The sequence below is a fragment of the Pseudomonas sp. ef1 genome, from assembly GCF_007293365.2.
GTDB classification, from domain to species: Bacteria; Pseudomonadota; Gammaproteobacteria; order Pseudomonadales; family Pseudomonadaceae; genus Aquipseudomonas; species Aquipseudomonas siliginis.
The window spans coordinates 2,984,199-2,999,111 of the sequence record NZ_CM129815.1 but is presented as its reverse complement, the minus strand read 5'-3'; the positions used below and the strand labels follow the sequence as shown (position 1 = coordinate 2,999,111).

Annotated in this window: 12 protein-coding genes; 1 reads left to right on the top strand and 11 read right to left on the bottom strand. The window is 59.9% G+C overall.

Annotated elements, in window-relative coordinates:
• Positions 1-39: 39 nt before the first annotated feature.
• The 8 genes from FEE99_RS13715 to ppsA form a co-directional block, all read right to left on the bottom strand.
• Positions 40-1,074 (bottom strand): OmpA family protein, encoded by a 1,035-nt coding sequence (locus tag FEE99_RS13715; RefSeq protein WP_039762998.1) that lies wholly within the window; start codon positions 1,072-1,074, stop codon positions 40-42.
• Positions 1,075-1,181: 107 nt separating this feature from the next.
• The gene (gene sigX, locus FEE99_RS13710; protein ID WP_016773832.1) at positions 1,182-1,772 is read right to left on the bottom strand and encodes an RNA polymerase sigma factor SigX; all 591 of its coding nucleotides are present in this window, start codon (positions 1,770-1,772) and stop codon (positions 1,182-1,184) included.
• Between the two features lie 90 nt (positions 1,773-1,862).
• Positions 1,863-2,687, bottom strand: coding sequence for a mechanosensitive ion channel family protein (locus FEE99_RS13705; protein ID WP_016773831.1), 825 nt, complete (start codon positions 2,685-2,687; stop codon positions 1,863-1,865).
• Between the two features lie 2 nt (positions 2,688-2,689).
• Positions 2,690-2,938, bottom strand: coding sequence for a hypothetical protein (locus FEE99_RS13700; protein WP_003223293.1), 249 nt, complete (start codon positions 2,936-2,938; stop codon positions 2,690-2,692).
• Positions 2,939-3,001: 63 nt separating this feature from the next.
• Positions 3,002-3,997, bottom strand: a complete 996-nt coding sequence (locus FEE99_RS13695) for a zinc transporter ZntB (protein WP_041479135.1) — start codon at positions 3,995-3,997, stop codon at positions 3,002-3,004.
• 21 nt (positions 3,998-4,018) lie between these two features.
• The gene (gene rraA / locus FEE99_RS13690) at positions 4,019-4,510 is read right to left on the bottom strand and encodes a ribonuclease E activity regulator RraA (RefSeq protein WP_041479137.1); all 492 of its coding nucleotides are present in this window, start codon (positions 4,508-4,510) and stop codon (positions 4,019-4,021) included.
• 210 nt (positions 4,511-4,720) lie between these two features.
• A complete protein-coding gene (locus FEE99_RS13685; protein ID WP_041479138.1) occupies positions 4,721-5,710 on the bottom strand; it encodes an alpha/beta fold hydrolase in 990 nt (329 codons plus the stop codon).
• 185 nt (positions 5,711-5,895) lie between these two features.
• On the bottom strand, positions 5,896-8,271 hold the full coding sequence (gene ppsA / locus FEE99_RS13680; protein ID WP_041479139.1) for a phosphoenolpyruvate synthase: 2,376 nt from the start codon (positions 8,269-8,271) through the stop codon (positions 5,896-5,898).
• A gap of 174 nt (positions 8,272-8,445) precedes the next feature.
• Between ppsA and ppsR the strand changes: the two genes are divergently transcribed.
• Entirely contained in the window at positions 8,446-9,264 is an 819-nt protein-coding gene (gene ppsR / locus FEE99_RS13675; protein WP_016773826.1) for a posphoenolpyruvate synthetase regulatory kinase/phosphorylase PpsR, read from the top strand.
• 133 nt (positions 9,265-9,397) lie between these two features.
• Here the strand turns inward: ppsR and prpD are convergent, their stop codons facing one another.
• From prpD to acnD, 3 genes are all read right to left on the bottom strand, one after another.
• The gene (gene prpD / locus FEE99_RS13670; RefSeq protein WP_064361084.1) at positions 9,398-10,882 is read right to left on the bottom strand and encodes a 2-methylcitrate dehydratase; all 1,485 of its coding nucleotides are present in this window, start codon (positions 10,880-10,882) and stop codon (positions 9,398-9,400) included.
• A 186-nt stretch (positions 10,883-11,068) separates the two neighbouring features.
• Positions 11,069-12,259 (bottom strand): 2-methylaconitate cis-trans isomerase PrpF, encoded by a 1,191-nt coding sequence (gene prpF / locus FEE99_RS13665; RefSeq protein ID WP_041479143.1) that lies wholly within the window; start codon positions 12,257-12,259, stop codon positions 11,069-11,071.
• 53 nt (positions 12,260-12,312) lie between these two features.
• Positions 12,313-14,907, bottom strand: a complete 2,595-nt coding sequence (gene acnD, locus FEE99_RS13660; protein ID WP_016773823.1) for a Fe/S-dependent 2-methylisocitrate dehydratase AcnD — start codon at positions 14,905-14,907, stop codon at positions 12,313-12,315.
• Between the last annotated feature and the right edge of the window lie 6 nt (positions 14,908-14,913).

Sequence of the window (14,913 nt, the reverse complement as noted above, 5' to 3'; positions counted from 1 at the left end):
GCCCGGCCTGAGCCGGGCTTTTCCATCAGCGGCAGCTAATTACTTAGCTTGAGCTTCAACCTGCGCTTCTACGCGACGGTTTACAGCGCGGCCAGCTTCAGTTTTGTTGTCAGCAACTGGGCGGGATTCGCCGTAGCCAACAGACTGAACGCGGGACGATTCAACACCGTACTGGTTGGTCAGAACTTGCTTAACGGCGTTTGCACGACGCTCGGACAGTTTCTGGTTGTAAGCGTCAGGACCGACGGAGTCAGTGTGACCTTCAACAGTAGTGGTGGTGGATGGGTACTGCTTCATGAAGTCAGCCAGGTTTTTGATGTCGCCGTAGCTGTTAGGCTTGACTACCGACTTGTCGAAGTCGAATTTCACGTCCAGCTCAACACGAACAACTTCAGCAACTGCTGGGCAGCCATCAGCGTCAACGGTTACGTTGGCTGGGGTGTCCGGGCACTTGTCAACGTTGTCGCAAACGCCATCGTTGTCGCTGTCGGAGCAGACTTCAGCAGGTGCTGGAACTGGAGCAGCAGCTGGCTTGGAGCCGCCACCGAAGTTCACACCGATACCGACGCTAGGAGCCCACTCGGTGTCGCCCTGGTCGATGTTGTACTGAGCTTCAACGCCGGCACGGGCGTAGAAGTTCTCGGTGAAGTACAGCTTGGCACCGCCGCCAACGTTGGCGAAGGTGGAACGGTTACGACCGTTCGAACCGTTCTGGTCGATGCTCTGGTCAGAGAAACCGGCCGAAACGTATGGACGAATCATGTCGCCTGGGTTGTTGAAGTGGTACAGAGCGTCCAGAGCGGTGTTAGCGCCTTTGACGTTCTTGCCATCGTCGGCACGTACGTTGTGCACTTCGTCGTAGCCCAGACGCAGTTCAACGTCGTCGGTCAGGAAGTAACCGATCGAACCGCCGAACAGGTTGCCGTTGTTCTTGAAGTTACGAGCGCTGTCGAATTGTTCTTTCTTAGCGAAGCCTTCGATTTCAACTGCGCCTTGGCCTTGTGCCAGAGCGCCGAACGAAGTGGCGGCAATCAGAGAACCAATGGCCAAGCCCAAGGTGTTTTTCAGTTTCATCCGTTAAATCCCCATCTGGTGATTGTGAAGCAGTCCCGCAAACCGGGGGACAACTCGGCGGCAAGTCTATCAGAACTTGCCTACACGTAAGAGATATTTGCGCTGAACTAAGTTTCAGCAATGCCTGCAAATTTCTCACGCAATTTATCTAGAGCGCGTTTGTAACGCATTTTTGTCGCACTCAAACCCATGTGCATGATGTCTGCGATCTCCTGAAACTCCAGCTCTGCGACAAATCGTAGCACCAGAATTTCGCGGTCAATCGGATTCACATACACCAGCCAGCGATCAAGCCCACCCTTCTCCTCCGGCTTCGGCGCCTTTTCTTCAGACGCTTCTTCAAGAGGGTCCAGACTGAGAGCGTCCATCAAGCGACGCTTACGCCGTTCCTTCCGATACTGCGTGATGCATTCGTTGTAAGTGATGCTGTAAAGCCAGGTTTTGAACTTCGATTTCCCCTCGAAGTTCTTCAGGCCGTACAGCACCTTCAGCATCACTTCCTGACAGACATCGTCTGCGTCGCGATCGTTCCCAAGATATCTCGCGCAGACGTTAAATAATGTTCGCTGGTAACGCCGCATCAACTCTTCGTAGGCGCGCGTTACGTGAAACAGCTCGGTATGCGAGCGCGCGACCAACTCCTCATCAGAGAGCTCGCGGGGGTCGTAGCGCGTGGATAGCGGTTGGGCTTTATTCAAAACAAGTCGTGCCGACAGTCAGGTCAATGTCCGCCACAACCAGCCTCGGCTGGCATTTTGCGGCGGCATACATTAGCAGGGTTTGCCGGTTTAGCGGCTACTCACATGCTGTTCCAGCAGGATCCGATTGGAGAGAGAGACTAGCTCACCCTCATCGGTCAGCAATGTGGTTTTAACCGTGCCGATCTCTTCGATCTGGCCTTCGACCTCGCCAACACGCACTTGTTGCCCAACCTCATACAGCTCACGCACATAGATTCCCGCAAGAATCTGACCGGCGATTTCCCGGCTTCCCAAACCCATGGCCAGCGCAACTGCCAGACCAACGGTAATCAAAACGATGACAATTACATGGTTCAGCAGGTCGGTCTTGACCTCGAGCTGGCTGATCGCAACCGAGATGCTGATGATGATCACCAGCCCCTGCGCGATCCGTCCCAACCCGGAAGCGTAGTCCAGGCCTACGCCTTCTGCTGCGCCGCGCACCAGCCCGTTGGCCAGTTGCGCCAGCAGGACACCGACCAGCAATACCAGCGCGGCGCCGAATACTTTCGGCAGATACAACGCCAGCATGTCCAGCGTAGCTGAAACTCGCTCAAGGCCAAGGGATTCTGCCGCGGAAACCAGAAAAATCAGCAGAACGAACCAGTAGACGATTTTACCGATCAGCGTCGAGATCGGCACCTGCAGCCCGGCCCGCGACATCAGCTTGGTCAGCCCGGTGCCGCCCATCAGGCGATCAAGGCCCAGTTTGGCCAGCAGTTTGGAGAGCAAGGTGTCGAGCAGTTTGGCCACGACGAAACCCAACAGCAGCACAACCAGTGCGCCGAACAGGTTCGGAATGAAATTAGCGACTTTGGTCCACAACGCAGTCATTGCAGTGACGAGGCTCTGAGTCCAGAGATCAAGTTCCATATTCAATCAGCCTTATCAGCAGTGCGAGCAGTGGTTTTACGAAGACGGGAAACCGGCGAGACATGCGCCGAGCCATTGTTCAGGGCGATCATCAGCGCGGGCAGCCAGCGGCCCAGCAGGCTGAACAGATCGCCGGCGCCGACCTGGCGGTTGGCGGTTTTGAGTACGCGGCCCAGGCAGGCATCGTCGTCGCGGCTGGACGGCGAAGCGTTGAGCATGTCGCGCAAAGACTGTTCAAACGGATCGTGCATACGCACCTCTCGTGATGTCTGTGAAAGACGCGGGCAGATTTACTCGGGTCACATGCGCCATGTTCACACCCAGCGCAATCGACGGAACAACCACCACTGGCCGAACGCCAGGGCGAGTACCGTCAGGCAGGCAATCAGGAAACCATACGGGCTTTCGGCAAACGGAATACCGCCGACATTGATGCCCAGCAGACCGGTGATGAAACTCATCGGCAAGAAGATGCAGGTAATGATGCCGAAGCGGTACATGGTCCGATTCATGTGCACGCTCAAACGCCGGTCTTCGGCTTCCAGCACAAGCCCCACGCGCTCTCGGGTCAATTCGAGCTCTTCCAGATAGCGGGTCAGGCTGTTGTTCAATTCGTTCCAGTAGTCGGCATCGTCTTCGACGAACCACGGCAATTTTATCCGCGTCAGCTGTCCGAAAATATCCCGCTGTGGCGCAAGAAAACGCTTCAGCCCGGCCGCTCTGCGGCGGATGTGCAAAATCGCCCCGTGCTCGGGCGTATACCGTTCGTCGGCGTCGAGTTTTTCTTCCTCTTCATCGACCACTTCCGACAGGCACGTGACCAGATCCTGCACTTTATTGGTGAGGAACTGCGCCAGATACAGCATCAATTCCGAAGAAGTTTTCGGCCCTTTGCCCTCAATCAGCAGCGCCAGCAACTCATCCGTAGCCCGCAACGGGCGCAAACGCAGGGAAATCACGCGCTGAGCGGAGGCAAAAATCCGCACCGAGACCATGTCTTCCGGCTCGGCGCCCGGATTGAGATTGACCCCGCGCAGAAACAGCAGCAGCTCGGAGTCGGGCAATGGCAACAAACGCGGGCGGGTGTTCTCTTCCAGCAGCAGATCGCAGGTGAATTCGTTGAGCCCGCTGGATTTGCGCAGCCAGGTTTGGGTCTGCGGATGGCTGCGATCCCAGTGCAGCCACAGGCTTTCATGGGCCTGCAGCAGCAAATCGTCGAGCTCAGTCCTGGCTATCGAACGCGCACCGCCCTTGCCGTCCAGTACCAGGGCATGTACCAGCCCCCATTGCGCGTTTTCTTCCTCGAACATCCGCATCCCTTGTCGAAAACCTTATTCAGGCATTTTCAGCGAAGTCGGCGAAACGATCACGCCGTTGTTGTCCGCATAAATGTACTGGCCCGGGTGAAACGTCACGCCGGCGAAAGTCACCGGGACGTTGAGGTCGCCAATGCCGCGCTTGTCGGTTTTCATCGGGTGGCTGGCCAGCGCCTGCACGCCGAGATCGGTCTGGGCAATGACGTCGACGTCACGGATGCAACCGTAGATCACCAGCCCTTCCCAGCCGTTCTGCGCGGCCTTGGCGGCGATCATGTCGCCCAGCAGGGCGCGGCGCAGCGAACCGCCGCCATCGACCACCAGCACTTTGCCTTTGCCGTTGAGTTCGGCCTGCTCCTTGACCAGCGAATTGTCTTCGAAGCACTTGATGGTCACGATTTCGCCGCCGAAGGAATCCCGGCCGCCGAAATTGCTGAACATCGGTTCCAGCACCTGCACCAGCTCCGGATAGGCGTCGCACAGGTCAGGCGTAAGGTAATGTTCCATCGAAAAACTCCTGTAACAAGGAAGACGATCAAGGATGCCGCATTCTGATAAGACGAGTTCCGGCGGTCGCTGTTTACCTTAGTCCATGCCATGGTCGCTGACGCAACCTGAACAAACCCTGAAACGTAATAGCTAAACAGTCACGAAATATGACCAGAACCGCACAATGCGTCATATCTTAGCCGCAAGCCAGGCTGAACGGAACGACCCTCACACTGCGGCGGCCAGATTCGCTGGCTGCGCAAGCAACGGTGTCTGCTGATCCTTCAACCAGCGCGCCACCAGCGGCCACACTTCAGCCTGCGCTGCTTTGCTCACCAACATTTCGACATGACCGAAATTATCCGAGAAGCCCTGCTCGCGGCCCAGGTTGATGAACTGCTTGTGCTCGGCGCCGATCTGCTCGAACAGCTTGCGGCAGGCCCACGCCGGATCCTGATGATCGCCCGCTGCCGTCACCGCAAGTACCGGTACCTGAACCTCGGCAAGTCCGGCCCACCAGTCCTTGTCCTTGTCGCCGAAGCGACCGAACAAGCCGTACCAGCGCATGCTTTCGATGGCCAGGCCGATCGGTTCGTCTTCCGGGCCGCGTTTGAGGCGTGAGCCGGACAACTGCGCGAAACGCTTGAGAATAAAGCGCCCGCCCCACTCCACCGGTGGGATTTTCAACGGCCAGTAGGTGCGGCTGACCTGAGTACCGAAAAACGCCGCCGAGGCCACGGCCGGTTCGCCGAGATACTCGCCACCGAGCGCCGCCGCCAGGGTGATGCCGCCCAGCGAATGGCCGATCCAGTGCGGAATCTGTCCGCTCTGCTCACGCACGAACGCGGCAATCGCCGGCAGATCGTAGCGGGCGTAATCGGCCACGCGGTTGCGCCGGTAGTCTTCGTTGCGCTGGGACAGGCCGTGACCGCGCATTTCCGGAATCCACACGTCGAAGCCCAGCCGCGTCAGATACGCGCCGAGCCCGAGGCCTTTGGGGGAAAACCAGAAGCGCCGATTGGAAAAGCTGCCGTGTAACAGAATCACCGGCACGCCGCGTGGCGCCGTGTCATCGGCCATGCCCAGGCGGGTGACGGCGATCTCCACGGACCAGTCCGGGCTGTTGCCGGGTTTCAATCGATAGACGTCTTCGCTCAGATCGCCGCGCCGCTCGGCGCTGATCAGCGCGACAGGAAACAGGTTGCTGCTGCTTTGCATAATGCTCTTGCACAAAAAAGGGCGGCATCCGCTGGAGCCCGCCCTACTTCAATCTCAAGGCCCGGCCCATGTGGGAGCGGGCCTGCTCGCGAAAGCGGTGTATCAATCAACATCCATGGTGAATGTTGCTCCGTCTTCGCGAGCAGGCTCGCTCCTACAGGGGGCGCGGCCCGTTCACATGTTGATCAAGCCTGCGCCTGACCTTCGGCGAGGAAGAACCAGGTTTCCAGCACGGTGTCCGGGTTCAGCGACACGCTCTCGATGCCCTGTTCCATCAGCCACTTGGCCAGATCCGGGTGGTCCGAAGGACCCTGACCGCAGATGCCGATGTACTTGCCAGCCTTGTTGCAGGCCTGAATGGCGTTGGCCAACAGCTTCTTGACCGCTGGATTACGTTCGTCGAACAGGTGCGCGATGATCCCCGAGTCACGGTCCAGACCCAGCGTCAGTTGGGTCAGGTCGTTGGAGCCGATCGAGAAGCCATCGAAGAATTCGAGGAATTCCTCAGCCAGAATCGCGTTGGATGGCAGTTCGCACATCATGATTACGCGCAGACCGTTCTCGCCGCGCTTCAAGCCGTTCTCGGCGAGCAGATCGACCACCTGGCTGGCTTCGCCCAAAGTACGGACGAACGGCACCATGATTTCCACGTTGGTCAGGCCCATCTCGTTGCGCACGCGTTTCAGCGCGCGACATTCGAGCTCGAAGCAGTCGCGGAAAGATTCGCTGATGTAACGCGAAGCGCCACGGAAGCCCAGCATCGGGTTTTCTTCTTCCGGCTCGTAGAGCTTGCCGCCGATCAGGTTGGCGTATTCGTTGGACTTGAAGTCCGACAGACGCACGATGACTTTTTTCGGCGTGAACGCTGCAGCCAGGGTACTGATGCCTTCCACCAGTTTGTCGACGTAGAAGTCGACGGGGTCGCTGTAACCGGCAATTCGCTTGTCGACGCTGTCCTTGATTTCCTGCGGCAGACCGTCGTAGTTCAACAGCGCTTTCGGGTGCACGCCGATCATGCGGTTGATGATGAATTCCAGACGCGCCAAACCAACGCCGGCGTTCGGCAATTGGGCGAAGTCGAAGGCACGGTCCGGGTTGCCGACGTTCATCATGATCTTGAACGGCAGCTCCGGCATGGCGTCGACGGAGTTCTTCTTGATGTCGAAGCCCAGTTCGCCTTCGAAAATGTAGCCGGTGTCGCCTTCGGCGCAGGATACGGTCACGCCCTGGCCATCCTTCAGCAACTGGGTGGCGTTGCCGCAACCGACCACCGCCGGAATGCCCAGCTCACGGGCGATGATCGCCGCGTGGCAGGTACGCCCGCCACGGTTGGTGACGATGGCGCTGGCGCGCTTCATCACTGGTTCCCAGTCCGGGTCGGTCATGTCGGATACCAGAACGTCGCCCGGCTGGACCTTGTCCATTTCCGAGACGTCTTTGATGATGCGTACTTTGCCGGCGCCGATGCGCTGGCCGATCGCCCGGCCTTCCACCAGCACGGTGCCGGTCTCTTTCAGCAGGTAACGTTCCATGACGTTGGCCTGGGTGCGGCTTTTCACGGTTTCCGGACGCGCCTGGACGATGTACAGCTTGCCGTCGTCACCGTCCTTGGCCCACTCGATGTCCATCGGGCAGCCGTAGTGCTTCTCGATGATCATCGCCTGCTTGGCCAGCTCGCTGACTTCGGCGTCGGTCAGGCAGAAACGCGCGCGTTCGGCCTTGTCGACATCGACGGTCTTGACCGAACGACCGGCCTTGGCCTCGTCGCCGTAGATCATCTTGATGGCTTTGCTGCCCAGATTGCGACGCAGGATCGCCGGACGACCGGCCTCCAGCGTGCCTTTGTGTACGTAGAACTCATCCGGGTTGACCGCGCCTTGTACGACGGTTTCGCCCAGGCCGTAAGCGCCGGTGATGAACACCACGTCACGGAAACCCGATTCGGTATCGAGGGTGAACATCACGCCGGCGGTGCCGGTTTCCGAACGCACCATGCGCTGCACGCCAGCCGACAGGGCGACCAGCTTGTGGTCGAAGCCCTGGTGCACGCGGTAGGAAATCGCACGGTCGTTGAACAGCGAAGCGAACACCTCTTTGGCGGCGCGGATTACGTTTTCCACACCACGGATGTTCAGGAAGGTTTCCTGCTGACCGGCGAACGAGGCGTCCGGCAGGTCTTCGGCGGTGGCGGAAGAACGCACGGCAACGGCCACATCAGGGTTGCCCGCCGACAGCGCGGCGAACGCGGTGCGGATCTCGGCATTCAGTTTTTCGGGGAATTCGGCGTCCATGATCCATTGGCGGATCTGCGCGCCGGTCTTGGCCAGGGCATTGACGTCGTCGACGTCAAGCGCGTCGAGGGCCTTGTGGATCTGCTCGTTCAGGCCGCTCAGTTCGAGGAAGTCACGATAGGCCTGAGCCGTCGTGGCGAAGCCGCCGGGGACCGAAACACCGGCGCCTGCCAGGTTACTGATCATCTCGCCCAGGGATGCGTTCTTGCCCCCCACATGCTCAACATCGTGTTTGCCGAGCTTATCGAGGGAAACTACGTACTCTACCAAGGTGATCTCTCCACTAACTGTGTTGGAAAAGCTCAGAAACCGGCGGCCCGGGGGAGCCTTGGCCGGTTGTATGGCCTGGACCTGGAAAATAAGTGAGAATGCGGGCCAATGGCGGCCGGCAAATCGCGCCTATCATATCCAAGATTCGTTACTAGCTTAAGGCCCAAGGTGCAAATGAAACGATCTGCTTTCTTCATCTCCGATGGCACCGGCATTACCGCCGAAACCCTGGGTCAAAGCCTGTTGGCGCAGTTCGAAAACATTACCTTCAGCAAATTCACGCGGCCCTACATCGACAGCGTGGAAAAAGCGCGGGCCATGGTACAACAAATCAACAAAGCCGCTGAAACCGACGGCTTTCGGCCGATCATCTTCGACACCATCGTCAATCAGGACATTCGTGAGATTCTCGCAACGTCCAATGGTTTCATGATCGACATTTTCTCGACTTTCCTCGCGCCGCTCGAACAGGAGCTCACCGAGCACTCTTCCTACACCGTCGGCAAGTCCCATTCCATCGGGCACAACTCCAATTACATGGAGCGCATCGAGGCGGTGAACTTCGCTCTCGACAACGATGACGGCGCGCGCACCCACTATTACGACAAAGCCGATCTGATACTAGTGGGCGTGTCGCGATGCGGCAAAACGCCGACGTGTCTGTACATGGCCATGCAGTTCGGTATCCGCGCGGCCAACTATCCGCTGACCGAAGACGACATGGAGCGCCTGACCCTGCCGACGGCCCTGCGCGCCCATCAGCACAAGCTGTTCGGCCTGACCATCGACCCGGACCGCCTCACTGCGATTCGCAACGAGCGCAAGCCCAACAGCCGTTATTCAAGCTACGCCCAGTGCGAATTCGAAGTGCGCGAAGTGGAGAACCTGTTCCGCCGCGAGAACATTCCGCATATCAATTCCACGCATTTCTCGGTGGAAGAGATTTCGGCGAAGATTCTCGTGGAAAAAGGCGTTGAGCGGCGGTTCAAGTAGGTTTGCGGTGCCTGATCTGACGCTATCGCGGGCAAGCCCGCTCCCACAGGTTCTGAAGGCGTTCACAATTTCTGTGTTCATCACAATTCCCTGTGGGAGCGGGCTTGCCCGCGAAGAACGATAACGCGGTCTGTCAGAGCACAAACAGATCGATGAATCGATTCACCGGCGTGGCTTCAAGCCGCGCCTGATCCTCGCACAGCGCAAAAATCTCCGCGCAACGCTGCCCGGCAAACCGCGTGGCCAGATTGGCCTTGAACTTGTCCTCCAGCAACGGAATGCCCTCGGCGCGGCGGCGGCGATGGCCGATCGGGTACTCCACCACGACGTTGTCGGTGCGGCTGCCGTCCTTGAAAAACACCTGCACGGCGTTGGCAATCGAGCGTTTGTCGGGCTCAAGGTATTCGCGAGTGAAACGCGGTTCTTCGACGATGAGCATTTTTTCGCGCAGCACATCGATGATCGGATGCGCCTTGTGGAAGTCGTCTTCGTAGTGCTCCGCCACCAGATTGCCGAATGCCAGCGGCACGGCGGTCATGTATTGCAGGCAGTGGTCGCGGTCGGCGGCATTGGCCAGCGGGCCGACCTTGGAAATGATGCGGATCGCCGATTCATGGGTGGTGATGACGATGCGGTCGATCTCATGCAGGCGATTGCGCACCTGCGGATGCAAGGTCACCGCCGCCTCGCACGCCGTCTGCGCATGGAATTCGGCGGGAAAACTGATCTTGAACAGCACGTTTTCCATCACGTAGCTGCCGAACGGCCGGGAAAAGCTGAAAGTGCGTTTGTCCGCGGGTTTCAGCGCCAGATCGTTGTTGGTGTGGCTGAACGAAACGTCATAGAAGCCCCACTGCTTCGCGCTCAACATGCCGGGAATGCCCATCTCACCGCGCATGGCGATGTCGGCCAGACGCACGCCGCGACTCGCCGCATCCCCCGCCGCCCAGGATTTGCGCGAGCCGGCATTGGGTGCGTGGCGATAGGTGCGCAGCGCCTGACCGTCGGCGAAGGCATGGGACAGCGCCGACAGCATCTGCTCGCGATTGGCACCCATCAGTCTGGCGCTGACGGCGGTCGAGGCGACTTTCACCAGAATGACGTGGTCGAGTCCAACCCGGTTGAAGGAGTTTTCCAGAGCGATCACGCCTTGAATCTCGTGGGCCATGATCATCGCTTCCAGCACATCACGAACCGTCAGCGGCGCCTCACCGTGGGCGACGCGTTTCTGCGACAGGTGATCAGCAACGGCGAGGATGGCGCCGAGGTTGTCCGATGGATGCCCCCACTCAGCGGCAAGCCAAGTGTCGTTGTAATCGAGCCAGCGGACGATGCAGCCGATATCCCAGGCGGCCTTGACCGGATCGAGGCGATAGCTGGTGCCCGGCACTCGTGCGCCGAACGGCACCACCGTGCCCTCGACTATCGGGCCGAGGTGTTTCGTGCATTCGGGGAAACGCAGGGCCAGCAGACCGCAGCCCAGCGTGTCGATCAGGCAGTTGCGCGCGGTGTTCAGCGCTTCGGCGGATTCGGGCTTGAAGGTGAGGACGTAGTCGGCGATGTCCTGCAGGACTGCGTCGTAATCGGGACGGTTGTTCAGGTCGACGTTGGCGCTCATGTTCGATTCACTCGTAAAGTGGTTCGTTGATGGGACCTCGGTTCAGGGCTAACGATTTCTTATGATTGAAATGCAATCCACTGTGGGAGCGAGCCTGCTCGCGAAGGCTGAGTGTCAGTCAACCTTTGCATGTCTGATGCATCGCTTTCGCGAGCAGGCTCGCTCCCACAAGGATATTGCTGTCGCTTAAAAGGAATCTCCGGGCACGCGGACGTAACCTTCCATGAGCACCCGCGCACTGCGGCTCATGATGGCTTTCTTCACCACCCACTCGCCATTCTCCAGCGTCGCCTCGGCGCCCACGCGCAATGTCCCCGACGGATGGCCGAAACGCACTGCGTTGCGTTCAATGCCACCCGCAGCGAGATTCACCAACGTGCCGGAAATCGCCGCCGCCGTGCCGATCGCCACCGCTGCCGTGCCCATCATCGCGTGGTGCAGTTTGCCCATCGACAACGCGCGCACCAACAGATCGACGTCACTGGCGGCAATCGCTTTACCGCTCGACGCCACGTAATCCGCTGGCTTGGCGACGAACGCAACTTTCGGCGTGTGCTGCCGCTTGGCGGCTTCTTCCAGATTGGCGATCAGCCCCATGCGCAACGCACCGTAGGCGCGAATGGTCTCGAACATCAGCAGCGCTTGCGGATCGCCGTTGATCGCGCCTTGCAGTTCGGTGCCGGTGTAGCCGATGTCTTCGGCGTTGACGAATATCGTCGGGATCCCGGCATTGATCATGGTCGCCTTGAACGTGCCGACACCCGGGACCTCAAGCTCATCGACCAGATTGCCGGTGGGGAACATCGAGCCACCGCCGCCCTCTTCTTCCGCCGCCGGATCCATGAATTCAATCTGCACTTCGGCCGCCGGAAAGGTCACGCCGTCGAGTTCGAAATCACCGGTTTCCTGCACTTCGCCGTTGGTGATCGGGACGTGGGCAATGATGGTCTTGCCGATGTTGGCCTGCCACACGCGCACCACCGCCACACCGTTGTGCGGAATGCGGCTGGCGTCGACCAGACCGTTGCTGATGGCGAACGAACCGACCGCCGCCGAGAGGTTGCCGCAGTTGCCGCTCCAGTCGACGAACGGCTTGTCGATCGACACTTGGCCGAACAGGTAATCGACGTCGTGATCGGCGCGGGTGCTTTTCGACAGGATCACGGTTTTGCTGGTGCTCGACGTCGCGCCGCCCATGCCGTCGATTTGCTTGTCGTAGGGATCGGGGCTGCCGATCACTCGCAGCAACAAAGCGTCGCGCGCCGGTCCTGGGACCTGCGCTGCTTCGGGCAGATCCTTGAGGCTGAAGAACACGCCTTTGCTGGTGCCGCCGCGCATGTAAGTCGCAGGGATTTTTATTTGTGGTGCGTGAGCCATGGTGCTCCTTACCGAAGGCATGGGACTTGAAAATCCCATGCCCACAAGTTGATTTAAACGGCGACCGCCGAGCCTTCGAGGAAGTCCTGCGCGAAGCGCTGCAACACGCCGCCGGCCTCGTAGATCGACACTTCTTCAGCGGTATCGAGACGGCAGGTCACCGGCACTTCGACACGCTCGCCATTCTTGCGATTGATCACCAGCGTAAGATCCGCACGCGGCTTGCGCTCGCCGATCACGTCGTAGGTTTCGCTGCCATCGATGGCCAGAGTGTGGCGGTTGGTGCCAGGTTTGAATTCCAGCGGCAACACGCCCATGCCCACCAGGTTGGTGCGGTGAATGCGCTCGAAACCTTCAGCGGCAATCGCCTCGACACCGGCCAGGCGCACGCCTTTAGCCGCCCAGTCGCGGGACGAACCCTGACCGTAGTCGGCACCGGCAATGATGATCAGCGGCTGCTTGCGCTGCATGTAGGTTTCGATGGCTTCCCACATGCGCATGACCTGGCCTTCCGGCTCGACACGCGCCAGCGAACCCTGCTTGACCTTGCCGTTTTCCACGACCATTTCGTTGAACAGCTTCGGATTGGCGAACGTCGCGCGCTGTGCGGTCAGGTGGTCGCCACGGTGGGTGGCGTAGGAGTTGAAGTCCTCTTCCGGCAGGCCCATTTTCGCCAGGTATTCGCCGGCGGCGCTGTCGAGCATGATCGCGTTCGATGGCGACAGGTGATCAGTGGTGATGTTGTCCGGCAGCACCGCCAGCGGGCGCATGCCCTTCAACGGACGGGCGCCGGCCAGTGCGCCTTCCCAGTACGGCGGACGGCGAATGTAGGTGCTCATTTCGCGCCAGTCGTACAACGGCGCGACTTTCGGCCCGGTGTCTTCATGCACGGCGAACATAGGAATGTAGACCTGCCGGAACTGCTCGGGCTTGACCGACGACTTCACCACCGCATCGATTTCTTCGTCGCTCGGCCAGATGTCCTTGAGGCGGATTTCCCGGCCATCGACCACGCCCAGCACATCCTTCTCGATATCGAAACGGATGGTCCCGGCGATCGCGTAGGCAACCACCAGCGGCGGCGAGGCGAGGAATGCCTGTTTGGCGTACGGGTGAATGCGGCCGTCGAAGTTGCGGTTGCCGGAAAGCACCGCGGTCGCGTACAGATCGCGGTCGATGATCTCTTGCTGGATCAGCGGATCGAGGGCGCCGGACATGCCGTTGCAAGTGGTGCAGGCAAATGCCACAACGCCGAAACCGAGCTGTTCCAGCTCAGTGGTCAGCCCCGCTTCATCGAGGTACAGCGCCACGGTTTTCGAACCGGGCGCCAGCGAGGATTTGACCCACGGCTTGCGGGTCAGGCCGAGCTTGTTGGCATTGCGCGCCAACAGGCCGGCGGCGATGACGTTGCGTGGGTTGCTGGTGTTGGTGCAACTGGTGATGGCGGCGATGATCACGGCGCCGTCGGGCATTTGCCCCGGCACGTCATCCCACTGGCCGGAGATGCCTTTGGCCGCCAGATCCGATACCGCAACGCGGGCGTGCGGGTTGCTCGGGCCGGCCATGTTGCGCACCACCGAGGACAGATCAAAAGTCAGGCCGCGCTCGTATTGCGCGCCTTTCAGGCTGTCAGCCCACAGACCGGTCAACTTGGCGTATTGCTCGACCAGTTGCACTTGCTGGTCTTCACGACCCGTCAGTTTCAGGTAATCGATGGTCTGCTGATCGATGTAGAACATCGCTGCCGTGGCGCCGTATTCCGGGGCCATGTTGGAAATGGTGGCGCGGTCGCCGAGGGTCAGCGCCGCCGCGCCTTCGCCGAAGAACTCCAGCCAGGCACCGACGACTTTCTGCTTGCGCAGGTATTCGGTCAGGGCCAGGACCATGTCGGTGGCGGTGATGCCCGGTTGCAACTTGCCGGTCAGTTCGACGCCAACGCTTTCCGGCAGGCGCATCCACGACGCGCGACCGAGCATCACGCTCTCGGCTTCGAGGCCGCCGACGCCGATGGCAATCACACCCAGCGCATCGACGTGCGGCGTGTGGCTGTCGGTGCCGACGCAAGTGTCGGGGAACGCCACGCCTTCGCGCACCTGAATCACCGGCGACATTTTCTCCAGGTTGATCTGGTGCATGATGCCGTTGCCCGGCGGGATCACATCGACGTTCTTGAAGGCCTTTTTGGTCCAGTTGATGAAGTGGAAACGGTCTTCGTTGCGGCGATCTTCGATGGCGCGGTTCTTCTCGAAGGCCTGGGCATCGAAACCGCCCGCCTCGACGGCCAGCGAGTGGTCGACGATCAGTTGCGTCGGCACCACCGGGTTGACCTGCGCCGGGTCACCGCCCTGCAAAGCGATGGCATCGCGCAGGCCAGCGAGGTCGACCAGCGCGGTCTGGCCGAGGATGTCATGGCAGACCACCCGCGCCGGGAACCACGGAAAATCGAGGTCGCGCTTGCGTTCGATCAGTTGCTTGAGCGAATCGGTAAGCGTGGCCGGGTCGCAGCGACGCACAAGGTTTTCCGCCAGCACGCGGGAGGTGTACGGCAGGGTGTCGTAGCTGCCAGGCGCAATCGCCTCGACCGCCGCGCGGGTGTCGAAGTAATCCAGCGGCGTGCCGGGCAGGTTCTTGCGGAATTCTGTGTTCATCGGGTC